The 24800-nt window shown below is 62.4% G+C and carries 19 protein-coding genes; 5 read left to right on the forward strand and 14 right to left on the reverse strand.

Annotated features, from left to right (window positions below):
• Positions 1-23: 23 nt before the first annotated feature.
• The 7 genes from M2342_RS13415 to M2342_RS13445 form a co-directional block, all read right to left on the reverse strand.
• A complete protein-coding gene (locus M2342_RS13415; protein ID WP_264579455.1) occupies positions 24-707 on the reverse strand; it encodes a Fe2+-dependent dioxygenase in 684 nt (227 codons plus the stop codon).
• Between the two features lie 8 nt (positions 708-715).
• A complete protein-coding gene (locus M2342_RS13420) occupies positions 716-1462 on the reverse strand; it encodes an energy transducer TonB (RefSeq protein ID WP_264579456.1) in 747 nt (248 codons plus the stop codon).
• 79 nt (positions 1463-1541) lie between these two features.
• Positions 1542-3917 carry a TonB-dependent receptor gene (locus M2342_RS13425; RefSeq protein WP_264579457.1) on the reverse strand — a complete coding sequence of 792 codons (2376 nt, stop codon included), beginning with the start codon at positions 3915-3917 and terminating at the stop codon, positions 1542-1544.
• Between the two features lie 327 nt (positions 3918-4244).
• Positions 4245-5564, reverse strand: coding sequence for a spinster family MFS transporter (locus M2342_RS13430; protein WP_264579458.1), 1320 nt, complete (start codon positions 5562-5564; stop codon positions 4245-4247).
• Between the two features lie 45 nt (positions 5565-5609).
• Positions 5610-7238 carry a thiamine pyrophosphate-requiring protein gene (locus tag M2342_RS13435; protein WP_264576323.1) on the reverse strand — a complete coding sequence of 543 codons (1629 nt, stop codon included), beginning with the start codon at positions 7236-7238 and terminating at the stop codon, positions 5610-5612.
• A gap of 9 nt (positions 7239-7247) precedes the next feature.
• Positions 7248-8207 (reverse strand): TauD/TfdA dioxygenase family protein, encoded by a 960-nt coding sequence (locus tag M2342_RS13440; protein ID WP_181558976.1) that lies wholly within the window; start codon positions 8205-8207, stop codon positions 7248-7250.
• Between the two features lie 54 nt (positions 8208-8261).
• Positions 8262-10664 carry a TonB-dependent receptor gene (locus M2342_RS13445; RefSeq protein WP_264579459.1) on the reverse strand — a complete coding sequence of 801 codons (2403 nt, stop codon included), beginning with the start codon at positions 10662-10664 and terminating at the stop codon, positions 8262-8264.
• Positions 10665-10848: 184 nt separating this feature from the next.
• On the opposite strand from M2342_RS13445, the gene M2342_RS13450 reads away from it, so the two are divergent.
• Positions 10849-11961: an amidohydrolase family protein gene (locus tag M2342_RS13450; protein WP_264579460.1), complete on the forward strand. Its 1113-nt coding sequence runs from the start codon at positions 10849-10851 to the stop codon at positions 11959-11961.
• Between the two features lie 45 nt (positions 11962-12006).
• On the opposite strand, the gene M2342_RS13455 is transcribed toward M2342_RS13450, so the two are convergent.
• The 3 genes from M2342_RS13455 to M2342_RS13465 form a co-directional block, all read right to left on the reverse strand.
• Complete coding sequence (locus tag M2342_RS13455) at positions 12007-12789, reverse strand: IclR family transcriptional regulator (RefSeq protein WP_264579461.1); 783 nt, start codon at positions 12787-12789, stop codon at positions 12007-12009.
• Between the two features lie 95 nt (positions 12790-12884).
• Positions 12885-14036 carry an FAD-dependent oxidoreductase gene (locus M2342_RS13460; protein ID WP_264579462.1) on the reverse strand — a complete coding sequence of 384 codons (1152 nt, stop codon included), beginning with the start codon at positions 14034-14036 and terminating at the stop codon, positions 12885-12887.
• 4 nt (positions 14037-14040) lie between these two features.
• A complete protein-coding gene (locus M2342_RS13465; RefSeq protein WP_264579463.1) occupies positions 14041-15432 on the reverse strand; it encodes an FAD-dependent oxidoreductase in 1392 nt (463 codons plus the stop codon).
• Between the two features lie 171 nt (positions 15433-15603).
• Here M2342_RS13465 and M2342_RS13470 point away from each other — a divergent pair, with 171 nt between their 5' ends.
• Entirely contained in the window at positions 15604-17031 is a 1428-nt protein-coding gene (locus tag M2342_RS13470; RefSeq protein WP_264579464.1) for an FAD-dependent oxidoreductase, read from the forward strand.
• 80 nt (positions 17032-17111) lie between these two features.
• Here the strand turns inward: M2342_RS13470 and M2342_RS13475 are convergent, their stop codons facing one another.
• From M2342_RS13475 to M2342_RS13485, 3 genes are all read right to left on the reverse strand, one after another.
• Entirely contained in the window at positions 17112-17945 is an 834-nt protein-coding gene (locus M2342_RS13475; RefSeq protein WP_264579465.1) for a p-hydroxycinnamoyl CoA hydratase/lyase, read from the reverse strand.
• Positions 17935-18405 (reverse strand): MarR family winged helix-turn-helix transcriptional regulator, encoded by a 471-nt coding sequence (locus M2342_RS13480; protein ID WP_264579466.1) that lies wholly within the window; start codon positions 18403-18405, stop codon positions 17935-17937. The genes M2342_RS13475 and M2342_RS13480 overlap by 11 nt, the downstream gene beginning before the upstream one ends.
• A gap of 178 nt (positions 18406-18583) precedes the next feature.
• Complete coding sequence (locus M2342_RS13485; RefSeq protein ID WP_264579467.1) at positions 18584-19693, reverse strand: 5-methyltetrahydropteroyltriglutamate--homocysteine S-methyltransferase; 1110 nt, start codon at positions 19691-19693, stop codon at positions 18584-18586.
• A 152-nt stretch (positions 19694-19845) separates the two neighbouring features.
• Here M2342_RS13485 and M2342_RS13490 point away from each other — a divergent pair, with 152 nt between their 5' ends.
• From M2342_RS13490 to M2342_RS13500, 3 genes are all read left to right on the forward strand, one after another.
• Complete coding sequence (locus M2342_RS13490; RefSeq protein WP_264579468.1) at positions 19846-21594, forward strand: thiamine pyrophosphate-requiring protein; 1749 nt, start codon at positions 19846-19848, stop codon at positions 21592-21594.
• Positions 21595-21723: 129 nt separating this feature from the next.
• Positions 21724-23841 (forward strand): DEAD/DEAH box helicase, encoded by a 2118-nt coding sequence (locus M2342_RS13495; RefSeq protein WP_264579469.1) that lies wholly within the window; start codon positions 21724-21726, stop codon positions 23839-23841.
• The gene (locus M2342_RS13500) at positions 23838-24494 is read left to right on the forward strand and encodes a DUF2290 domain-containing protein (RefSeq protein ID WP_264579470.1); all 657 of its coding nucleotides are present in this window, start codon (positions 23838-23840) and stop codon (positions 24492-24494) included. The genes M2342_RS13495 and M2342_RS13500 overlap by 4 nt, the downstream gene beginning before the upstream one ends.
• Positions 24495-24551: 57 nt before the next feature.
• Here M2342_RS13500 and M2342_RS17130 read toward each other — a convergent pair whose 3' ends face one another.
• The gene (locus M2342_RS17130) at positions 24552-24695 is read right to left on the reverse strand and encodes an aldehyde dehydrogenase family protein (protein ID WP_413715142.1); all 144 of its coding nucleotides are present in this window, start codon (positions 24693-24695) and stop codon (positions 24552-24554) included.
• Positions 24696-24800 lie beyond the last annotated feature (105 nt).

Genomic DNA, 24800 nt, shown 5'->3' on the forward strand with positions numbered 1-24800 from the left:
CGAGTCTGAGGGCGGTCGCTGGCCTAAGCGTCCGCCCAGCGGCGCAGCAGATTATGATAGACCCCGGTCATGCGGATCACTTCGGCATGACCCTGCCCCAGCGTGGCGGCCAGTTGCTGGATGCTGCTGTCGAGATCGAACAGGATCTGCCGCTCACCGTCGTCGCGGATCATCGATTGCAGCCAGAAGAAGCTCGCCACCCGGCGACCGCGCGTCACCGGCTCCACCCGATGCAGGGAGGATGAGGGGTAAAGCACGGCATGGCCGGCCGGCAGCTTGACCTGCTGCACGCCGAATTGCGTCTCGACTGTCAGCTCACCGCCATCATAAGCCTCGGGCCGCTCGAGGAAAATGGTCATGGACAGGTCCGAGCGGACGCGAAAGCCGGTGCCGGCCTGGATCCGCACGGCATTATCGACATGCACGCCAAAGGACTGCCCACCCGCATAGCTGTTGAACAGGGGCGGAAAGATCTTGAGCGGCAGCGCTGCGGCAATGAACAAAGGATTGCGGCCCAGTGCGTCGCGGATGATCTCGCCGGCCTGTTGGGCCTGCGGCGCCTCCTCTGGCAACTGCAGGTTGTTCTTCGCGAGTGCCGACTGATGGCCCGAGGTGACGTTGCCATCCACCCACGTGGCGGAATCGATGAGATCACGCACCTTGGCGAGCGTCGGCCCGTCGAGCACCTCTGGAATGGGGATCAGCATGAAACGCCTTATGCGTTGTCTTGGGGTTGAATGACGAACGGGATTTCCACCACGCCTTTCACGAAAACCGGCTGGCCATCACGCAAGGTGGGCCGCCAGCGCCAGCGCTTGACGGCATCGAGCGCGGCCTTGTCGAGCCGAGTGAAACCGCTGCTGCGCGCGATCCTGATATCTTCCACGCAACCATCGAGGCCCACGGTCAAGGCCAGCAGGACCACGCCCTGCTCCCGCTTGCGGCGGCTCTCAATGGGGTAACGCGGCGCCTTGCCGGCCACCATTTGCGTGCCGAGGTCGCCGCCGTCGGTGACCGAGGCCACTGAGACCGGTGCGGCGGCCGGACGGGGCGGCGCCGGCGGCCCCGGTGCCATGACGGGGACGACCGGAATATCCGGCCTTGCGGCCACCATCGGCGGATCAATCCGGGGAATGTCGATCTGTGGCCGCGGCACAACCACCTCGGGCGCGCGGGGCGGCGGTGGCGGCGCGTCGACGGGCGGCGGAGGCGGCGGCGAAGAGATCAGATTGACCGTAAAGACCTTGGGCGCCTCACCCACCTTGAAACTGGGCCCGAGGCGGGTGACAAGCGCGAACAACCCGGCATGGATCAGGATGACGAGCAGCACGACCAGCGGATTGAACCGCCTGCCCTGCCCATAGCGCCCCTGACTTGCCGAGTGTGAAATGTTCACCGCGGACACCCCTTTTCGCCTGCCGCTATCGACGAACAGGCCCATTCCGTCAATAATGCGAATCAATATTACCAGACGTTGGCCGGATCATTGATGTGGATCAGGGGCGAACCGCTTTGGGTCGGTTCGCCCCTGCCCCCCACACTCAGTAGCTGTAGGTCAGGCTGAACACGGCGGACCGCCCCACCCCCGGCTGCGCCCAGCTGTTGTTCACATTGGTCCGCACGGTGGTGACATAGTCCTCATCAGTCACGTTCTGCACGTTCACCTGCGCCAGCAGCCTCTCGGTGACCGGATAGGCCAGCATGATCCGATGCAGTGTGTAGGCCGGTACATAATAGACCGGCGTCGCGGTCGGGTTCATCGAGTGGCGACCCTGATAGGTCAGGCCATAGCCCACTTCGAGACCGAACGGGAACTTGTAGGTGGTGAACAGGCTGCCCGAATGCTTAGGCGTCGCCGAGAGGGCCGTGCCGGCCGTCGGATCGGGATTGGCCACGGTGTTGCCGCAGCGCACCGGATTGGCCAGACAGAAGTCGGACACGCCCTGGATCAGCTTGCTATCCAGATACATGTAGTTGGCGAAGATCGACCAGGATTCGGTAATGTTGCCCGTGGCGCTCAGCGACACGCCGTTCACCCGCGAGCGGCCATCGAGCACCTGATCGGGGATCGTGGGATCGCCCGAGGCCACGCGATACTTGTCGCGCTCATTGCGGAACACCGCCGCTGCGAGTTGCAGCTTGGCGTCGAACAGATCGGCCTTCACGCCAATTTCGTAATTCTTCGCCGATTCCGGTTCGACGTTGCAGGTGTTGACAGCGCAGCTGCCATCAACCGAACCCTTGGACGGTGTGCGCGAATTACCGACCGCCACATAGGCGCTGACGTTTGGCATCGGCTTGAACACCGCGCCGACACGCCAGGAGAAGAGATTGTCCTTCGCCTCGAACGGGCCGGTCACCACGCCGGTGGTCACGTTGCGCGTCTGGGTCGATCCCTCGAACCGCTCATAGCGCACGCCGCCGTTGATCTCGAACATGTCCGAAAGCTTCATGGTATCGAACAAATAGGCCGCATAGCTGGTCTGCTCGCCGACATTGTAGCCGGTCTGAATGTAGTTCTGGGGGCCAGTGTAGATGTTGCTGCCATAGACGCGCGCCAGCGTTCCGGCCGGTGCGACCGGTCCCGTCAGGACGGCGCCGGGGTTGGCGATGTTGGTGAGGGGATAATAATTCGGCGCGGCATAGGGATTGCTACCATCGGCAGCGCGCAGGATGCTGCCATTGTTCAGCGTATAACGCTCCCACAGCAGCGATCCGCCGAGAACGAGCGTGTGCTCGATGCCGCCCGTCGCGAATTCGGCGCTCAGGTCGAGCTGGTTATAGGCGGTTTCGTTGCGAATGTGGCGCGCCGTGCCGCGGCCCCCAGTCGGCAGATAATAGCCTGCCGGGACGACCAGCGTGCTGCTGCCAATGGCGACGGTGCAGGCACTACCATCCGGCTGCAGGCCGTTCGCGAGACAGAAGGTGCCCGTCGGCTGGCTGGTCACGGTGTATTGGCTGACATTCTCATAGCGGGTGAGATTGCGCACCTTCACCGTGTCGCTCAGTTCGTGCGAGAAAATCGCCTGCACCGAGTCCGTCACAGACTGTTGCGTGTCGACATTGGCAAAGCCGTAATAAGCGCTTTGGTTGAAGTCGGGCAGATAGCCGCCCTGAGCCGCATAATAGCGCAGGCCGTATTGCGGCATGCCCTTGTCGTCGAGATGCTCATATTGCAGCGTCAGGCTGGTCGGGCCATCGATACCGATGGTGACAGCCGGCGCCACACCCCAGCGCTCGTAGAACTCCACGTCCCGGCCGGGCACGTCGTTCTTGTGGTAGACCGCGTTCAGCCGCACCGCGATCATGTCGCTCACGCGCTTGTTGAGATCGACGGTGCCGCGATAATAATTGTCCGTGCCGACGCCGGCCTGAACCGACATCTTATCGTCCGCCAGCGGCTTCTTGGTCACCAGATTGATCGACCCGCCAACCGAGCCCGCGCCGTTGAACACCGAGTTGGCGCCGTTGGCGACCTCGACCTGCTCGATATTATAGGTCTCGTTGCGGTTCATGATCGCGCCGCTGCGTACGCCATCGACCGAGATGTCGTTGTTGGCCGAATAGCCGCGCAGATTGATACGGTCGCCATAGCCGAAGCCGCCCTCGCCGGCGCCAAAGGTGATGCCGGGCACGGTGCTCAGCACTTCGCGCAGCGTGAGCAGGTTCTGCTGCTGCAGCGTCTTGGCGCCGATCACCGTCACCGTCTGCGGCGTATCCAGCAGCGGACGCGTATATTTGGGCGACTCCGCCCGCTCGACCTTGATCTCGGACTCATCGATGGCCGTGTCGGTCACGGTCATCCCGCCCAGACGGCGCCCCTGCTCGCCATCCTGCGCGACAGCCGGCGCTGCAAACGCGACGGCGCTGACGCAGCCAAGCGCGAGAAAGGAAGTGAGATTGGCGGATTTACTCATGCGGCGTTCCCCAGTTGGTGTCATCGATCGCTATTGCGAGTCGGTCGCACCAATTAGGATATTGCGAGTGATTTGCAACACATGATTTGCGGTCAGTGGTGTGATCTACAACTTTTCGGTTCTGCAACGTGGGTGACCGGCGACTTCTCTTGCATGCGCTGAATCGGCCATCCTACGCGCACTTGGTGCCGCGGTTACGGCAAGCGGCGACTGGTCTGTGATCAGAAAGGACGCGGGAGTTGGGAGCCTGGGTCTGACCCCGGCCACCAACTCCCGTCTTTGATCTGCAATCTAATCAAGCGAGGGGCGAGCTCGCCCCTCCTAGTCTCAGGCGTCCGCCAAGGCCCGCTTCGCGTCTGCCTCCAGCGACCGCCCAGCGAGCAGGAACATCACCCCCGCCAACAGCGCCGTCACGACGATGACCAGCATCGAATAGCGCACGGCCACATCACCCAGCGTGGGGTGCAGCACGTCATTCAGATAGCCCACGACCAGCGGGCCGAGCGCCTGCCCAATCAGTGCCGCGCTGAAAAGCAGGATGGACGTTGCGACAGCGCGCATCCTCAGCTTCGCCACGCTCATGACCGCCGCGAATACCGGGCCCTGATGAATCAGCAGGAGGAAAGCCGAGGCCGCATAAGCTGCCAGCCAAACCGCCGTATCCTCGGCGAGCAGGAAGATCAGCTCAGCAGGCGCGGCAAGCAGACAGGTGATCGCCGGCAAGGTCATGCGCCAGTGGCTGGCCTTGCGGCTCAACCGGTCGATCAGCAGACCGCCCAGAACCACGCCAGCCACGCCGAACACGCCCCGGATCGGGCCGATGGTCGCAGCCACCTCCACCAGCGTGAGGCCGTGGACGCGCGTCAGGAAGGTCGGAGTCCAGACGCTGGCGGCAAAGACGTTCAGCCCCATCAGCGTGGCGCCGATGACCAGAAAGACATAAGCGCGCTGCTTGGCGAGAAAGGCCATGCTTGCCTTGAAGCTTTCCCTCGCCGCACGCTCGATGCGCTTGGCTTCGGACGCCCCGCGCTCCGGTTCCTTGACCGTCAGGAAGAACAGCACCGCCAGGAACACGCCCGGCATACCGGCCACGACGAACATCGACCGCCAGCCATATTCATGGCCAACCCAGCCCACGATGGGGAAGAAGAGAATCGACGAGATCGAGACGGCCGTGCCGAAGATCGAGAAGGCCAGCGGGCGGCGCTCCGCGCGGAACAGGTCGGAGATGATCGAATTGGACGGCGCAATGCCGCACGCCTCGCCCGCCCCCATGAGGAAGCGCGCGATGGCGAGCTGCCAGATGTTGGCCACCCAGCCGGTCACCATCGTCATCAGGCTCCAGAAAGCGAAGCCGACAGCAATGATATTGCGCCGGTTGTAGCGATCCGCCGCCCAGGCGATGGGCACGCCGAGGATGGAATAGAACAGGAGGAAGGCCAGGCCGGACACCAGCCCGAGGGCGGTGTCCGAGACGTGCATCTCCGACTTGATGGAGGGCAGCGCCAGCCCCAGCAGGGAGCGATCGAGATAATTGAAGGCCGAAACCAGTGTGAGGAACCCGAGGCCGTAAACGGCGCTGAAGTTCCAATCCTTCACGCTCCCGTCAGGACCAGAGCCAGTCGGGGGCGCCGTCGTTTCGGCCATCGCATCTCTCCCAGTTTATAGTCACCCGGTTATGGTCGCCCGCTTTTATAGTCGCGAAGCGCGCGTTTCCTTCGCGGTTATGAATTCGATCAGCGCCGGTTGCCCCGCCTCGATCGCAGCCAGCGCGCGATGAATGGCCGGGACGATCTCTTCCGGACGCGTGACGCGCTCGCCATGGCCGCCGAGCGCCTTGGCGAAATCGGCATAATGGCCGGAAATGTCCGTCGCCCGGAAGCGCTCGGTCGCGACCGGCATCACCGGCAGTTCGATGGCCATCGCCTCATTGTTGAGCAGGATTGACAGGATCGGCAGGCGCTCGCGCACCGCCGTCTCGAAGTCCATGCCGGTAAAGCCGATGGCGGCATCACCCCACACATTGATGCACAGCTTGTCCGGGCAGGCGAGCTTGGCGCCCATGGCGAGGCCAAGGCCGTAGCCAAGCTGCGTGGATTTGCCCCAGCCAATATAGCTCAGCGGCGTGATCGACTTCCAGTAAGGCGTCAGCTGATCGCGCGGGCTGCCGGCATCATGGGTGATGATGGTATTAGCGACATCCACCGTCTTCTGAAGATCCCAGAGCACGCGGTAGGGGCTGATCGGCGCATCGTCGCTCTCGAGCAGCGGCAGCCAGTTCGCCAACCACTCCTTCTCGACCTTGGCGATTTCCGCGGCCACCGGCCCGGCGTCGCGTGGCGCTGACACCAGCGCGCGGCACGCCTCGAGCAGCATCCCCAGCGTCAGCTTGGCATCGCCGGCCAGCGCCATCTCGCAGGGCACATTCTTGTTGAAGTCGGCGGGATCGAGCGTCGAATGGATCACCCGCTTGCCCTGCGGCATCTTCACGCCGAACGCCGTCTCGCTGAAGCTGCAGCCGATGCCGAAGATCAGGTCCGCTTCATCGAGGAAATGCCGCAATTGGCCCGAAATAGCCGCACCGCCCGAACCGAGCGCCAGTGGATGCGTCTCGTCGAATGCACTCTTGCCTTCAAGGCTGGTGGAAACCGGGATGGCCAACAACTCGGCCAGCGCCTTCAGTTCCTCATAGGCCTCGGCCCAGTGCACGCCCTGCCCGGCGTAGATCACCGGGCGCTTTGCGGCGACCAGCGCCTCGGCTGCTCGCTTCACCGCGTCTGGCTCGGGCGCGTAGCGGGTGGTGACCACCGGCTGATAGCTCTCGGGCGCGTCGATTTCTTCGCCCAACACGTCCCAGGGCATCTCGACCAGCACAGGGCGCAGACGGCCATTGCGCAGCTGCGTGAACGCGCGGCGCATGATGTTCTGCGTTTCTGCCGCAACCGTTATCGGCTCGGCATGTTTGGTCACATCCCGCATCGAGACGCTGGCATTGAAATTGTCCGGCACGAAGGCGATGCGGCGGGCATAGCCCTGCGGCAGCACCAACACGGGCACGGATTCGGAGTAAGCCTGTGCCACCCCGCCATAGGCATTTTCCGTCCCCGGTCCATGTTGCATGGCGAACACCCCCATGCGCTTGCCCCGCGTCAGACGGGACAGCGCATCGGCCATGTGAACGCCCGTCCGCTCCTGGCGGACGATGACCGGGCGGATGCCGATTGCGGCGGCATCCTCCAGCACGGCGTTGCGCGGATAACCGAAAATGACGTCTACACCCTCACGCTTGAGGATGTTGGCGATGGCAGCACTGACTTTCATGGGGTAATTTCAATCCTTCCTGGGGCCTTTCGGGCCGATCGGCCTCTCGCCCATGACCGTCGTGCGGATGAGATGCCGACGTTCGTACTTGAAATCATGGACGCCACGATGAAGCAAGAAACGATTGTCCCAGACAATCAATGTGTCCTTCTTCCATTTCACGCGGCAATGATAATGGAGGTGCTGGGCAAGGCTCTGGAGATAGCCGAGCAGCGCTTGGCTCTCGGCCTCCGTCCAGCCGACGAAGCGCTTGAAATAGGCCGTCGTCGCGAACAAGGCCTTGCGGCCAGTCACCGGGTGAACGCGCACCGCGGGGTGGATATTCTCCAGTTCGTCTTCGCTGAAACCGTGCGATTCACGCAGGCGCAAGCGCTTCTCGGGCGGCAGCTTCTCATTGCGCGCCCAGATTTCCTTGCCTGAGTAAACGACCTCGAGCCCGTCGAGCAGTTCCTTCATGGCATCGGAAAGATGCTCATAGACGAGATAGCCGTTCGAGAAGGCGGTATCGCCACCGAATTTGGGCACTTCCAGCGCGCGCATCACCACGCAGAGCGGCGGCTGCAGCAGGAACGGGCTGTCCGTGTGGAAGTGCTCGAAGGAGGGAACGACGTTCTCCGGCTCATGCGCTTCGCGGCGCACTTCCTGCATGTCCTGATGCTCGCCATAGGTCGGCGCCTGCGGCAGCTCGGTAATCGGGCCGAAGTAGCGCGTGAACGCCTTGTGCTGCTCCGGCGTCAGATCCTGGTCGCGGAACACGATGACCAGAAAATGCTCGAACGCCTTCATCACTTCGGCGAGCGTCTCGTCATCCAGCGGCTCCCGCAGGTCCACACCGCTGATCTCGCAGCCGCACGCGCCGGAGATCGGCTCGACGGTGATCCGCTTGAACTCGGGCATGGGCAAACCCGCCACGATCGTGCCGGTCGCCTGATCGGCGGCCTGCCCCTTGTGAGACACTTGGATGTTCATCTCGAAGCTCCTCTTCCAAGACCCCGGCGCAAGACCGGCCGGGGTCATCATCTATCAGAAATTGCGCTTGATGGTGACAGCCCATTCCCGCGGACGCGCCGGGCGCCCTTGGATGGACTGGGTCGATCCGCGATTGTCGAACAGGCCGTCATAATAGAGCCGGTCGGTGAGGTTGGTGACCTCAAGCGAGAGCTGCCAATCCTCGGCCACATCGCGATACGTGAGGCGCGCATTCACGATCGTGCGCCCTTCCACCTGGTTGAACGGCGCGCGGTTGATCGCCGTCGAGAAATAGGGGCTCTGCGAATTGACGTCGATGCGCGGGGTCAGCGAGCCGGCATCACCCAGCTCGATCTTGTACTGCCCGCCAACGCTCCAGCGCCATTCCTGCACGAAGGGCGCGTCCATATCGAGCGTGATGCCGGCGCTCTGGCCGATGGCGGAAATCGACTTGTAGTCGAAGTCCAGATAGCCGAGCGAAGCATCGATCAGCAGGCCGCGGACCGGGCGCAGCGTCGCCTCGACCTCGAAGCCCTTAACATCCGCCTTGCCGGCGTTGAGCGGCAGCGCGCAGGGCGCGGCCGGCACCGTCGGGCAGGTCGAGACGCTAACGAGAATATCGTTATACTTGTTGAGGAAGCCCGAGACATTCAGGCGCAGCAACCGGTCGAACAGGTCGCTCTTGAACCCGACCTCATAGGCGGTCAGCGTCTCGGGATCATGCGTCAACGCCTGCGCAGGGAAGAACGGCCGCGGGTTGGCGCCGCCACTCTTGAAGCCCGTCGCGATCTGCGCATAGGTCATGAAATCGGGCGTCCAGCGATACTGGATGACACCGCGATAATCGAGACGATCGCCCTTGAACGTCCGCACCAGCCCATCGAGCGGGGCGAGCGACGGCGGCGCATTGCCGCCGTAGATGTTCCCCGGATTGCCCTTGCGCGCATATTGGAAACTCTTGGTAATGTCCGTGTAGCGCAGGCCGCCGATCAGCGTCAGCTTCTCGGTCAGATGCAGTTCGGCATTGGCGAAGGCAGCGATGGTCTGGGATTCGACATGGTCGTTCTGGCGGAATTCCAGCGTGGGAAGCTGGACGCGCGAGCCGCCGTCGCTGGTGCCCTCGAAATAATAGCCGCCCACCGTGTAGTTCAGCAGCGTACCGATCGCACCGCTGGCGCGCAGTTCCTGGCTGAACTGATTGTGGTTCACGTCATTGGCCGTCAGCGCGATGTTGATCGGCGAGGACTCGGCCGATGTGAACACCGAATTATAGCTACGATAGGCCGTAATCGAGGTGATGCTCAGATCGCCGACATCGATGGTGATGTTGCCGGAAAGCCCCCAGGTATCGAGCGAATTGCGCGCCGGCGCCGCATAAGGCGCCGTGCCATCGCGCGGGGCATAGTTGAGATAATTCTCATAGCTCACGAACGGGCTGGTCGTGAACGTATCCTGCGCGAAATTGCCGTAAGGCGAATAGCTGATGAACGGCGAGCCGGTGGCCGCACCATAGCGGACGCCATCGATGACATAAGGGGCGGTCGCGCTCGACCCCGGGCCCGTCAGCGTGCCGACATAGAGCAGCGTGGAGGGCGCAGACTCGCTGTCATCGCGGGTGATGTCGCCGATGATTGAAATGTCGACCGCGTCATTGGGCGTCCAGCGCAACGTCCCGCGGCCGGCGACATAGGATTTGCCGCCCTCGGTGCCGAGCTTGCAATTGTCGGAAATCGCGAAGGTCCGCACCGGCGAGGCCGGGTGAGTGCAGCGGTAATCGTAGCGCGTGACGTAGCCGTCCTTCTTCACACCAGCGCCGGAGACGCGCAGGAAAAGCTGATCGGGCACGACCGTCAGGTTCAGGCCGCCGCGCACCTCGGTGCGGTTGAAGCTACCGTAGGTTGCCTGGACATAGCCGCCGCCCGAGCCATCCGGCTTCTTGGAATAGAGCTTGATCGCGCCGCCGATGGAATTTTGCCCGGCAAGCGTGCCCTGCGGCCCGCGCAGGATTTCCACCCGGTCGAGGTCCAGCAGATCGAGCATCGAGCCCTGCAGCGTCGAGTAATAGACGTCATCGACATAGAGGCCGACGCCCGGCTCCAGCGCGAAGGTCGAATCCGACTGGCCGACGCCGCGAATGAACGCTTGGATCGACGGGCCGTAGGTGGCCGGCGCTTCGGCGAGATTGACGTTGGGTGCCTGTGCGGCAACCTGAGCGATGCTCGTCTGGCTGCGCGCTTCCAGCATGTCGCCGGAGACGGCGGTGATGGCCAGCGGCGCATCCTGCAGACGCTGCGAGCGGAACTGCGCGGTCACCACGATGTCATCGGCATCGGCCTGCTGTGCAGCGCTTTGTTGGGGAGCGGGGGCATCCTGCGCCATGGCGGGTGTCGCCAGGGTTGCGGCGCCCAGCGCCAAGGCGCTCGCGGCCTGCAACAAAAGATCTGCCTTCTTCATCATCGCTCTCCTCCAATGTCAGAACGCCCGTGCCTCGGGCTGTTATCGGGCGGGACCATGGCGACGCTCGGCGTGCATGTCAAATTTATTCCATATTGCAGAAGTCTTGTTCCGTATATTGGAATTATCGGCTTGACTTGTTGCCGCACCGCCGTAGCTTCCGCCTCAGAAAAACGAGGAGGGATGAATGGCAGAGTTCGATCGACGGCAGCTTTTGGCGGGCGGACTCGCCGCCGGCGGCGCCATGAGCGCAATGACCGGCACCGCAGCGGCGCGCACGATGCGGCCGCCCCCAGCCGCCGCACCCGCGCGACGGATTGCCGTGGAGGAAGCTTGGACGATTGCCGAGCATCAGGACGCGCTGGCCGCCCTTGCCACCGGAACATGGCCCAATCTGGACGCGCAGCTGATTAACCCGCTTGGTTCGCGTGGACCCGATCGCCTCACTCGCCGCCTGCGCGACGTGACGGAGCGGCTCGCGGAAATGGACCGCCTAGGTGTCGACATGCAGATACTTTCGCTCACCTCGCCGGGCGTGCAGATGTTCCGCGCCGATCAGGCCGTCGCCATGGCCGAGCTTGCCAATGATCGGCTTGCCGAGGTGGTCCGCGCTCACCCAAAACGCTTCGCCGGCCTTGCGTCCTTCGCGCCGCAAGACCCGGCACGGGCCGCCAAGGAAATGGAGCGGGCCGTCAATAAGCTGGGTTTCAGCGGCTTCATCGTGAACTCGCACACCAATAACGAGTATCTGGACGATCCCAAGTTCATGCCGATCCTGGAGGCCGCCGCCGCGCTCGACCGGCCGATCTACATCCACCCCCGCTGCCCGTCAGATGGCATGGCGGAGCCGTTCCGCGATCACCGCCTGCAATCGGCGATCTGGGGCTATGCTGCCGAAACGGGCACCCATGCCATGCGGCTGATCCTCAGCGGTGTGTTCGACAAGCTGCCCAACCTCAAGATCGTGATTGGCCATATGGGTGAAAACATCCCGTTCCACCTGTGGCGCACGGACCATTGGTTCGAGCGCCGGCGCGATGCCTATGGCAGCAAGCTCAAGCCCTCCGAAGTCATGAAGCGCAACGTGTACATCACCACCAGCGGCGTGGAGCATGGCCCGGCCTTGCGCTACGCGATCGACGTACTGGGTGTAGACCGCGTGCTTTGGGCGATCGACTATCCCTATGAGGAGATGGAGCCCTCCGTCACCTTCATCAACCACGCCCCGCTTGACGGAGAAGAACGCGAGGCGGTCTGCCATCGCAATGCCGCGCAGGTCTTCCACCTCCCGCCAGCCTGATCCCGCCTAACCCTGACGACCCGCCCTGGCCCGCCAGGGCGGGCGTCAGGCCTCGGCGGAGGCGTGGCCGAAGGTAGCGCTGAGCGTGCGCGCTGCCGCCATGACGTCGCTCGCCATGCGCTCGCGGTCCATCGTGCCGAAGCGCTTGGCCGGCATCGTGAGGCCGATCGACCCAATCACCGCATTCCCGCTGCGGAACACCGCCGCCGCGATGCCCGCGACATCGGCTTCCTGACTGGAGAAGATCGCGCAACCCCGATCGCGAATGGCCGCCAGTTCCTCCACCAGCACCTCGGGCGGCGGCGTTGGGGCGCCGGTCAAAGGGCCCACCGGGCTCTGCGCGAGCGCCGCCGCCAGATCCTCCGCCTCCAGATGGGCGAGAATGGCACGGCCCAGCGACCCCCAGGTCAACGACAGATCGGTATAGGGCTCCAGCACATGCCGCAGCGTGTGTGGCGTGAGGATTCGCTCGGAGACGATGGCGCGGTGATGGGGGGCATCATAGGTGCAGAATACCGCCGTCTCCTGCCAACCCGTCCACAGGGTGCGCAGGAAAGGACGAACCGCCGCGACATAATGGCTGCGGCTCAAGATGTTGGCGGACAGCCTGAACAGTTCACGCCCGGCCCGATAGGATGTGCCGTCGCCCCGCTCCACCAACCCGCCGCGGATCAGCATCTGCAACAGCCGATGCACGCTGCTCGCCGGCATCCCCGTGCCGACGGCAAGATCCTTGAGCGCACAATCGCCGTCGCTTTCGCCGATCAGTTTGAGCAGGGCAATCATGCGGGCGCCAGAGCCGCGATCGGTGTTAGTCGATGGATCCATGAAAAAGAAGACGCTCCGCCCCATACCCCGCGCTGCCGGGGGAGCGTCTTCTACGAAATCTTCAGCGCTGACGCCATTGCCGAGTTCTGCCGCGATCAGGCAGCGGACCGGGCCGCCAGGTGCGCGAGCGCAAGCGCGCCTGCTCGCTCGCCGAGCTGTAACGATCCGCCCGTGCCCAGAGTGGCCCAGGCGCGCGGATCGGCAGAGACAGCCCGCCCGGTGACGAACAGCCCGCTCAACTCTCGGGCGCGCAGTGCCGCGTCGATAAGCGCACTATCGCTCTTCAGGGGCGCGTCCTCAACGCCGAGCACATGCGCGCCCACGACATGGCGAAGGCGCGCGGCCTGCATGGCGCCTGCAACGTCGATCAGGAAGCTCGCTTCCAGTCCGGGCAGGGTCCGCAGGAAAGGCAGAATCTCGCGAATCAATGTCCGCGCCCGCGCCTCCTGCGCGCCCAGTTGCGCGACGCTGGTCGCGCCATCAACCTGCATGGAAGGCCCGCGCACATAGGCCACGCCCCTGTCCCGACCCGCTGGCGTCACGCCGTAGAGCACCAGTCGATCCGGCTGATCGGGCGACAGCACGCCAGATGCCCTCGCTTCGGCGAGGGGGGCAGGCCATGTCGCTTGTCCGGCCAGCACCGCATCGAACGCGACGCCGCCGATCCGGTAATTCATGGCGATGGTGGCGGGCTCGTCCAGCACGCGCATGGCAGCGCCCGCCCGCATCGCCAGTTCGCCATCGCCGGTGGCGTCGATGACCATGCCGGCCGGCACAGCGAAGCGCCCGGACTTGTTCTCGACCATCGCGCCCCGCACGACGCCGTTTTCCACGATGGGATCGGCCGCCCAGCTGGAGAGCAGTAGCTGCACCCCCGCCTCCTGCGCGAGATCGAGCAGCGCATATTTGAGCGCCTCGGCATCATGAACCAGACCATCGCCCAACAGGTCAGGCCCGGCCTCGCCGTTTCGCTCCAGCCGACTGACCAACTCGGCCGCGATGCCCTGTTCTGCGGGCGTAAGGGCGATATCGAAGGACAAGGGGCCATTGCCGCCCAGTACGACGTTGCGCTCCACGAGGAGCGTGCGCGCTCCGCCCCTCGCCGCCGCCACAGCCGCCGCTACGCCGGACAATCCGCCGCCGCACACCAGCACGTCGACCGCGCGATAGACCGGGGTTCGGCGGCCCGGCAGCATGATCTCACCGCGCGTTGCGCCCGCTGTGCGTTCCATGATCGTCGTGCTCATCCGCTTAATCCCGCACCATATTGTGAATCTTGGCCTTGCTGATATCGATCGCGCCATCGGCCAGGTTCTGGCCCTGCGCGATCAGCAGCGCCTGCAATTCGTCGATGGCGACCTCGCGCAGCGTCACCCCGTCCCGGCAAGCCAGCGCCGCCGCCGTCCCCGCCGCCTGACCGAAGGCCATGCAGTCAGGGATCTGCCGACAGCGCGAATGGGCCTCATAGCTCATCGACACGGTCTTGCCGGCAACCAGAAGATTCTCGATGCCCTGCGGCATCAGGCAGCCTAAGGGCACGCCGAACACCGACGTGACCATCTTGGCGTTAGCCAGCCGCTCGCGAAAGGCCGCCGTCGTTTCGCTGCCATCCGAGGGGTGACGCACGAAGCCAAGCGTGTCAGGCAGGCGGTGGTAACGCTTGAAGATGTCATCCGCGTGGAAGAGGCCTTCCAATATGTCGTCGCGCGTGAGCGTGTAGTCGCCCAATATCCGCCGGGAATCGCGCACCCCGATCATCGGCGCTGCCTTGATGAGATAGGCCTCCTCGAATCCCGGCACAGTGCGCAGGAACGGCATGAACGCGCGCACGCCCTGCCGGGCCCGGACCTCCGCATCCGTCAGCTCGTCGGCATCATAAGGGTCGCGATGCAGCACACGGACGCCGTAGATATAGCCCATCTGCCCCGCCCGTGTGGAAGGCGCGATGCCGAAGTTGGAGAAGTTGTCGAGATAGACGTCGTCCAGCAGAACGCCTGCAGCCTTGGCTGCCTTCACCATCTCGGTGCGGCCCTTGCGATCCTGACTGTGGCGATAATCCACCCCGCCGATCTGGAAGAGCATGACCATCGGCTGCGGGTGATTATACTCCTGCATCGGCGCTCCGGCCCGAGCCGCGACATCGGCATCGCCGGTCGCGTCAATCACCACGTCGGCCAGCACGGCCTGCCGCCCGGCCTTGTTCTCAATGACAACGCCGCGCACAGCGCCATCCTCGACGATCGCATCGGTGACCCAGGTCTGCGGCAGCACACGCACGCCGGCTTCCTCCACCAGTTCGGCGAGGACAAATTTGAGGATTTCGGGGTCGAACGGCACGGCGAAATGCCCGTCCTCCAGGTCCGGATCGGCGCCGCCATTGGCGCGTAGCCGCTCGATCACCTCTTTCATGATCCCGCCGGTGAAGAAGGCTTGATGATATTCCGTGACGAACGAGCGCGGCCCGGTGCCGCCCAAGGTTGTATCCCGCTCGATCATCAGAACGTCGGCGCCATTGCGGGCTGCGGCGACCGCTGCAGCGACGCCGCCGGCGCCTCCGCCGCAGACCAGCACTGCGGCCCGGTCAACCACCGGCAGCCCTTGCGGCTGCTCCTCGATCCAGTCCTGCTCGTCCACGGCTGTCATGTAATACCCCTCGGTCTCGGCTGAGGCGAACTATCTAACTATAATATTCTTTGCAAGACCAGATAGCGGCTTGCGACGCAAACCATATAACTATATTATTTTTAGATGGAGAAAAGATTCGGGGCTCCCACCGCACGGGAAACCATCACCGAGGCTGCACGGGAGATCCCGGTGGCACGGCGCACGCAGGTTCTGGTGGTCGGTGCCGGCGCGGGGGGATACCCAGCGGCGATCCGCGCCGCACGCAATGGCGCGGAAGTGCTGCTGATCGAGCGCAACGCCGTTGTCGGCGGCACCGGGCCGATGTCGTTCGTCACTGAATTCCTCAGTTGCGAGAATATCAGCGGCATTTTGCGCGAGATGCAGCAGCGCCTCGCCGCGCATGATGCTGCGGCAGAGACCTTCCTGCCGGAATATTTCAACCTCGCTTACGATCCCGAGATGCTCAAGCTGGTGGTGCTCGACATGCTGGTGGAAGCCGGCGTCGATCTCCTGCTCAACACCAATGTCGTCGACGTGATCCGTGAGGGGGATGCACTCAAGGGCGTCATCATCGAGAACAAATCCGGCCGGCAGGCCATTCTCGCCGATGTCATCATTGATGCCAGCGGCGATGCCGATGTCGCCGCGCGCGCCGGCGTCGCCATGCATCCGCGCGAAGACCCACAGCCCATGATGATGCTGTGCCGCATGGGCGGCGTCGACTGGGAGCGGATGCAGGCTCACGCCCGCGCGAACCCGGACGATTTCTCCAAGCTGTGGGGTACGCCCGCCAATCCACTCGATGGTGCCCAATATGTCCACCTGACTGGCTGGAAGTCGCTGGTGGCCCAGGGCAAGGAAGAAGGTGCCCTGCCCGGCACATTCGGCCATCACATCTCGATCTTTGGTGCTACACCGGCCAATCTGCGCCATGGCATCGGCTATCTCTATGCCGTGCAGGTGCTCAATCGCGATCCCACCGACGCCGCCGATCTCACCGGCGCTGAGGTGGAAGGCCGCCGCCGGGCGCGCGATTTCCTGCCGTTCGTCAAGCGCATTCCCGGTATGGAAGACGCCTTCCTCATCGACATGGCGCCGCAGATCGGTGTGCGGGACAGCCGCCGGATCGTCGGCGATTACACGCTCACCCGCGATGACATCTTCGATGGCGCCACCTTTGCGGACGAGATCGCCCTCAAAGTCTATCGCGGCCCGAATGTGAAAGGCTGGGTGCGCCACAAGCCCGACGGCAGCGAGGGCGGCAAGGGCCATGATCTCACCGAAATGCCAATCTCTGTGGTCGTGCTTGGCCTGCCTTATCGCTGCCTGCTGCCGCAAGGCCTCGAGAACCTGCTGGTCGCGGGCAAGACCGTTTCATTCGACAATGAGGCCCATCAGCGCGTGCGGTTGATGCCCGAATGCATCGCCATGGGCGAGGCTGCTGGCGTCGCCGCCGCCGTGGCAGTGCGAGACGGCATTTCGCCGCGTCAGGTCGATACGGACGCGGTGCGCGCCCTGCTGAGCGAAGGCGGCATGAATCTGGACCGGACCAAGGTGCGTGTGCAGCAAGTGCGGGAAACCCTCGCTAGCCGGGGCTTGAATGTCCTGATGGATTGAGACCGGCGCCCTCCCCGCGCCCCTTGCCCAAGGCGGGGACGCGGAGCAGGTGAGGTTCGGCGCTTGAACGCGAGGAGCGATCAGTCCTCGCGGCGATACCCGCCCAAGCCGGGCTTGAAGGACTTTTCGTCCAGAAACTGCGTCATCCCCTTGCGGCGCCCGCGCTCGGTATCCTGACCCGCCGCCGTCGCCGCCATCGCGCCGAGCATCGCCTCGGACGTGTCCCAATCCAGCCGCTCGACATATTTGAACGCGGACTTGGCGTGGCGCAGGATGGTCGGGTTCTTGGAGAGCAGCTTGCGCGCCAACGCCTCGGTTTCGGCACGCAGATCGGCCAACGGCACCGAGCGGTTGACCAGCCCCATTTCCGCCGCCTTGCGCCCGTCGAACGGATCGCCGGTCATGATGTAATAGAGGCTGTCGCGATGGTTCATCACCTGCGCCACCGCCCGCGTGACGTTACCGGCCGGAATGATCCCCCAGTTGATCTCGGACAGGCCGAAGGTCGCCTCATCAGCTGCAATCGCCAGATCGCAGGCGACCAGCGGCGTGAACGCCCCTCCGAAGCACCAGCCATTGACCATGGCGATCGTCGCCTTGGGATAGTGGGTCAGGCGCCGCCACATCCAGTCCGTCGCAGCGCGACGGAAGCGGGCCTGCACAATGGCAGACTCCCCTTCCGTCTCACGGAAATATTCCTTGAGGTCCATGCCGGCGGAGAAAGCCTCCCCCTCGCCAGTGAGCACCACCACACCCACATCATCCCGGACCTCCAGCTCATCGAGCATCTGCCACATCTCACGATTGATCGTCGGATTCATCGCATTGCGCTTGGCCGGGCGGTTGAGGGACACCCATGCGATGCCGTCATCCAGCGTGACCTTCACGGCCTCATAAGTGTGTTCACTTGTCATCGATGGATTGTCCTTTCGCTTCCATGGACACGACCAGGCGGGTGAGCAGATCGAGCAATGTCTTGCGCTCTTGCTCCGCCAGCCCGGCCGTGAGTTGCTCTTCCAGCCGTCGCGCATCGGCGTTGACGGCTTCGAACCGCGCCTGTCCCTCGGGCGTCAAGCTGATGAGCGAGATCCGGCGGTTGAGTTCGCTGGTCTCGCTGGTGATGAGGTTCTTCTCGCGCAATTGGGCGAGTTGCTGGGTGGCGGCCTGCGGCGTGACCCGCTGCACCCGCGCAAGATCCGCCGCCGAACAGGGGGCGAGGCGTTTGAGGAAAGAGAGGATCGTGAAATCGCTGGTCGTCAGCCCGTGCGCCCGCACCAACTCGTCCAGCTCCAGCTTGCCGGCGGTGTAGCCGCGTTTGAGCAGATAGAGCAGCCGTTGCGGCCTGACTTCATCGGATCGCGACTGCCCGCTCATGCTCCCCCTCTCCCGCCGACCTCCGGCCGTTCAAATTAACAATCTACTTTATATAAAGCTTCTTGATAATTATCCCGCTGACTGTCAACCGGCTTCGCCTTCGCCACACCGCACGCAAAAGGGCGGCACCTACCGATGCCGCCCCTACGAGATCACATGATGCGTGGCCCGCGGCGGCTCAGCCCCAGACCTCCTCCGCTACGCGCACGACCAGCTCCAGCTTGGCCTTCTCGTGCTCGATATCCATCATGTTTCCGCCGATTCCGCTGGAGAAGCCGCATTGCGGAGACAGTGCGAGCTGACTGATATCGGCATATTTCGCCGCATCCTCGATCCGCCGCTTGAGCTCGTCGGGGCTCTCCATGGTGCCGCGCTTGGTGGTGACAAGGCCGAGCACCACGGTCTTGCCCTTGGGCAGGAAGCGCAACGGCTCGAAGCCGCCGGCGCGATCGGAATCATACTCCAGGAAATAGCCGTCGATGTTCATCTCGTTGAACATGACGTCCGCGACCGGATCATAGCCACCCTCGGCGACCCAGCGGCCGGCGAAGTTGCCCCGGCAGACATGCATGCAGACGGCCATATCATCGGGCTTGGCGGCGATCGCCGCGTTGATGAGCTTGGCGTAGACGTGCGGCAGCTCGTCCGGGTCCTCGCCGATGCTGGTCGGCACCTGCGCGCGCAGGGTGGGATCGCAAAGATAGGCGAAGTTGGTCTCGTCGATCTGCAGATAGCGGCAGCCGGCGTCGATCAGATCGCCGATCTCCTCGGCGTAGACCGCCGCGAGGTCCGCGTAGAATTCCTCCATCGTGGGATAAGCCTCAGCGTCGATCGCATCGCGCCCGCCGCGGAAGTGCATGATCGAGGGCGAGGGAATGGTGATCTTGGGCGTCTGCTTCGTCACCGTCTTGAGGAACTTGAAGTCCTCCACGAAAATCGGCTTGGGGCGGCTGAGCTTGCCGGTGATGCGCACCGTATGCGGCTTGCTCTCGACCGTACCCTGCTCGTTGCGGAAGGTGGTGCGGTGGCTGGATTGCCATGGCTCGACATTGGCGAAGCGGAGCAGGAAGTCGGTGTGCCAGCTGCCGCGATTATACTCGCCGTCGGTGATCGACTTGAGGCCGACGCCCTCCTGCAACGCCACGACCTCGCGGATGGCGTCCTGCTGGATGGTCAGCAGCTCCTCCGCGCTGAGCTCGCCGGCGGCCTTCTTGTTCCGGGCTTCGATGAGATATTCCGGGCGGATGAGGCTGCCCACATGGTCGGCTCGGAACGGCGCTGGCTTCATGCAAAACTCTCCCTTGGGCAACAACAGAATGCGGTTTTGATGATCGTCATTTGAGACAATCCCTGCACCCCGCCAATAGCACGATTCCTTGCAGCAGCCACAATTTTCGTTATCAATGACAACAAAATAAGCGGCCACAGATAGGAGATTTCATGGTCAGTCCGGCGCAACCTGTTTCTGCCCCTGCGGAGACGGCGGATATCGAAGCCCCCATGATCGAGGCTTCGGCTGGCGAGATCTTCCTGCGGCGGCTGGCGGCCAACGGCATCGATTATCTGTTCGCCAATGGCGGCACGGACTTTGCGCCGGTGATCGAGGGCTTTGCCCATGCGCAGGTGGCGGACTTCAAGGTGCCCACGCCCATCCTCATCCCGCACGAGACCGCCGCGCTCGGCATGGCGCATGGCTATTATCTGGCGACCGGACGCCCGCAGGCGGTGATGGTCCACACCAATGTGGGCCTGGCCAATTGCGTGATGGGCGTGCTCAACGCGGCCTCCGACCAGGTGCCGATGATCCTCGCCAGCGGCATCACTCCGCATACCGAGCACGGGGCGCTCGGCCACCGCAACTCGCCGATCAACTGGGGCCAGAACATGCGCGACCAGACCGCGATGGTGCGCGAGCCGGTGAAGTGGGACGCCACCCTCTCCCGCCCCGAGCAGATCGCCCCGCTGGTCGACCGCGCGGTGGCCATCGCCACCTCCAGCCCGCGCGGCCCGGTGTATCTGGGCCTGCCACGCGAGGCGCTGTGCGAGGTGACGACCTATCGCGACAGCAAGCCGCGCAATGCCGCCGCCCGCGCCGCGCCGCATCCCGAGGATCTGGCCGAGGCCGCGCGGCTGCTCGATGCCGCGGAGCGCCCGCTGATCGTCGCCTTCCGAACCGGTGCGCGCGGCGGCGGATTCGACGCGCTCACCGCCTTTGCGGAGCGCCACGCGATCCCCGTGGTGGAGTTCTGGCCCTCGCAGCTCTCCATCGACGGCGCCTCGCCCATGCATGGCGGGTTCGACCCCGGCGAGGACCTGGCGGCGGCGGACGTGGTGCTGGTGCTCGATGCCATCGTGCCCTGGCTGCCGCACCGCCACGGCTTTGCCGAGCAGGCGACGGTGATCCAGGCCGGGGCCGATCCGCACCAGCTGGAAGTGCCCCTGCGCGGCTTCGCCACCGATCTGGCACTGACCGGCGAATCCGCCCACATCATCGCCGCGCTGGACGAGGCGATGCAGGCCATGACGCCCCCTCCGACATTGGCGCGGGACCGCTCCGCCCGCTTCGCCCGGCTGGCCGAGCGCCACGCCGCGCGGCGCGCGCAGCTGGACAGCGCCGTGCGCGCCGGGCCGCCCATGTCCGCCGCCTTCGTCACCCGCGCGATCGTGGCGCTGATCGGCGCAGAGGGCTGCATCGTCAGCGAGCTGGGTGCCAAGCCGGAATTCGTGACCGGGCTGCGCGGCGACCAGTTCTTCCAGAACCCGATCTCCGGCGGGCTCGGCTGGGGGCTCCCCGCCGCGCTGGGCGTGCAGCTGGCGGACCGCGACCGGCTCGTCGTCGCGACGGTGGGCGATGGCAGCTACATGTTCGCCAATCCGGTCGCCTGCCACCAGATCGCCGAGGCGCACGGCCTGCCGCTGCTCACCATCGTCTATAATAACGGCATCTGGGGCGCGGTGCGCGGATCAACCCTGGGCATCTACCCCCAGGGCCACGCGGCGCGCGCCAATGTGATGCCGATCACATCGCTCGAGCCGCTGCCCGACTTCTGCAAGATCGCGCAGGCCTCACGCGCCTGGACCGCGCGCGTGGCCGACCCGGCCGCGCTGGCCGACACGCTGCGCGAGGCGGCGCGGGTGATCCGGGAGGAGAAGCGACAGGTGTTGGTGGAGGTGAAGGTGGGGCGGTAGGGGAGAGGCCGAGCCTCTTTGCAAAGAGCCTTTCTCACCAGCATACGTCGAACTTTCTCTCACACGATGCGACTTGCCCTGCGCGCGGAATCAGTTGTTCAAACTTAGTTGCCGTGCAAAATGCAACGAATGATCGACACAGTTTGGGGCAGCACAAAAAAGCCGGTCGCGGCTCGGCAGTTAGCCGAGACGTTGTCGCACATACAAAATGTGAGTGGCACGCTCTATATCGGTTATCCTATCATCGGCACGCCCGATGGGGCATTCCCGTTCGACGCCCTTCTCCTTAGCCCGGAGAAAGGCGCTGTCGCGTTCGACTTGGTGGAAGGCCGGGAGCTTGGCGATTTCCAAGATCGTCAGGACGACTTATATGCCAAGCTGCATTCAAAACTTCTGCAATATCCGGCGTTAGTAAAACGCCGGACTCTTGCCGCCCCGATCCACACCATTACATTTGCGCCGGCTCTGCCGGGCAGCACAGGGCAAGCTGATGCGCCGGTCACTGACACGACTTCCCTACCTGGGGTGGTTGACGAAATCGCTTGGCAAGAAAATCAGAGTTTTTCAGCATTAGCTTCAGCAATTCAAGCACTAACCACAATACGTAAAAGTCGCCACAAGCGTACGATTAGCAATGCGAACTCGCGCGGGGCGAAGCTTCACGCACTTAATGAATCCATTGCCACCCTAGATGCCAACCAGAACGCGGCAGTCGTAGAGACCGTCGCAGGCGTGCAGCGAATCAGAGGCCTGGCTGGTTCCGGCAAGACCATCGTACTCGCCCTCAAGGTAGCATATCTTCATGCGCAAAACCCGGACTGGCTGATAGCTGTTACATTTAACACTCGGTCACTTAAGGGACAGTTCGAAAGACTGATCACGTCATTTGTCTATGAGCAGACAAGCGAAGAGCCCGACTGGAGTAAAATCAGAATTCTTCATTCGTGGGGATCCGCAAACTCGCCGGGAATTTATTATAATTTCACCAAAGATCACGAACTAACATACCGTGACTTTCGTTCAGCGCAGAGCGCCTTTGGGGAAGGCAAGGAATTCTCTGGAGCTACAGAGGAAGCCATCAACCATGTCTCGAAAATAAAAGGGACATATGACGCTATCTTGGTAGACGAGGCGCAAGATTTGCCGAGTTCTTTTTTGAGATTGTGTCATTCTCTGCTTAAGCCTCCCCATCGCTTGGTTTACGCGTATGACGAGCTCCAGAGCCTGACTAACGCTTCTCTTCCTGGTCCAGAAGAATTGTTCGGAAACGACGCTGCGGGTAATCCGCTTGTCGAGTTCTCTGCCCCTGTGCTTGGGGAACCAAGACAGGATATCATTTTAGAAAAATGCTATCGTAATTCCCGTCCCGTCCTCGCAACTGCCCATGCTCTCGGATTTGGTATCTATAGGGAACCTGACGGTCTTATCCAAATTTTCGAGCAGAACCAGTTGTGGCAAGATGTCGGGTACAGGGTACGAGACGGGGCCCTTGAAGACGGACATTTCGTTTCTCTCGAACGTACATCCGAAACTAGCCCAATATTTCTTGAAAATCATTCTCCTATAGATGATTTAATTCAATTCCATGCTTTTAATTCACGCGCGGAACAAGACGATTGGCTCACAAATTCGATAATACGGAACATCCAGGAAGATGAACTTCTTCCGGAAGATATCGTTGTTATTAATCCTGATCCATTAAAAACTCGGAAGATAGTAGGCAGTGCCCGAAGCATCCTTCTTAGTGCTGGTATAAATTCGTCGTTGGCCGGAGTGTCTACATCTCCTGATGTTTTCTTTGAGAAGGATGTAGTTACATTTACGGGCATATTTAGAGCCAAAGGCAACGAGGCCGGCATGATATATATCGTCAACGCCGATGACTGCTTCGACTCTCCGAGACCCACCACTAGAGCCCTGATTAGGAATCGCTTATTCACTGCGATTACCCGCTCAAAGGCCTGGGTTCGCGTGCTTGGCGTAGGCCCTGGAATGGAAGCATTGCGGGAGGAATTTGAGCGCGTGAAGCAACGTCAGTTTCGATTAGACTTCGTTTATCCAGACGAACAGAAGAAAAAGGCCCTGCGTATCATTAACCGCGATCTAACACGAACTGAACGTAAGCGTTTAGATGCAAAAGTCAGTGATTTGGCGAGCGCGATCGAAGCACTGGAAAGCGGGGACGTCCTTGTCGAGGATTTACCTGAAGCGCTCCGTCGTCGCCTCAAGGAACTATTCAGTTCGTGACCCCATCGCAGATCTGTCAGCAAATAAATGAGGTGATCAGGGTCTTGGTCAAGGAGGGACTTTCTGATCACCAGAGATTCCCAGCCGTGCGCACAGCAGGGTCCCAAGTCCAAATCACTATTCCAGACGCGCCAAATCTTTCGGTTAGCTTGAAAAAGAAACCATACGCAGAAATATATGAAGAGCTTAGACGGTCTGAATCATATCATATTCGCATGTTGGATGGGGCCCTTATACAGTTTCTTTTCACTTTTGATCAAAATGTTCTCAGTTCTCACAGATTGGCTTTCTTTCCTTCCCCGACATTGGAAATGTACGAAACAGTTCCAGAACATTACGATTTTGATGAGTCATTTGCGGATATTGTAGGAGATTTCTCCATAAAATTTCCAATCAGATTTGACTATTCGTCTTCCGACGAAAAGCATGTTGATGTTGAACATCCTAAATCGCACTTAACATTGGGCCAGTACAAAGGTTGTAGAATCCCTGTAAATTCTCCGCTGACACCCTTCAGATTCATTCGTTTTACGCTACGTAATTTTTATAACCCTGCATACTTTGCCGTCGACTTCGATGATGCTGCCAGGGCAAGCGGATTTCCGAACGTGATCACCCAAGCGGAACAAGGAATATTATTTGTTACTGCTTGATGGGCCTTCTTAAAGCTTAAAGCGCGTACGACGCGGTCCAGATCCACAATTTCAATCTCACCACACCGGCCGGCTCACCAGCTGCAATTTCCTGATACGCCCGCATCCCCAGCCGCCATGCTCGCGGCCATAACCGGAGCCCTTCATACCGCCGAAAGGCACGTTTGACTCGTTAAGGCCGTGGCGGTTGATCCAGAGCATTCTACTCGCAAAATGACGCAGTTTTTAGGTGAAGTGAGACAGAACGGCGCTTTGCCGGAGGTGTCTCGACTTCGCTCGACACGAACGGGGGCGGGTTCAAGCGCG

Origin of the sequence: Sphingobium sp. B8D3A (genome assembly GCF_025961995.1) — a bacterium.
In the GTDB taxonomy this organism is placed as follows: domain Bacteria; phylum Pseudomonadota; class Alphaproteobacteria; order Sphingomonadales; family Sphingomonadaceae; genus Sphingobium.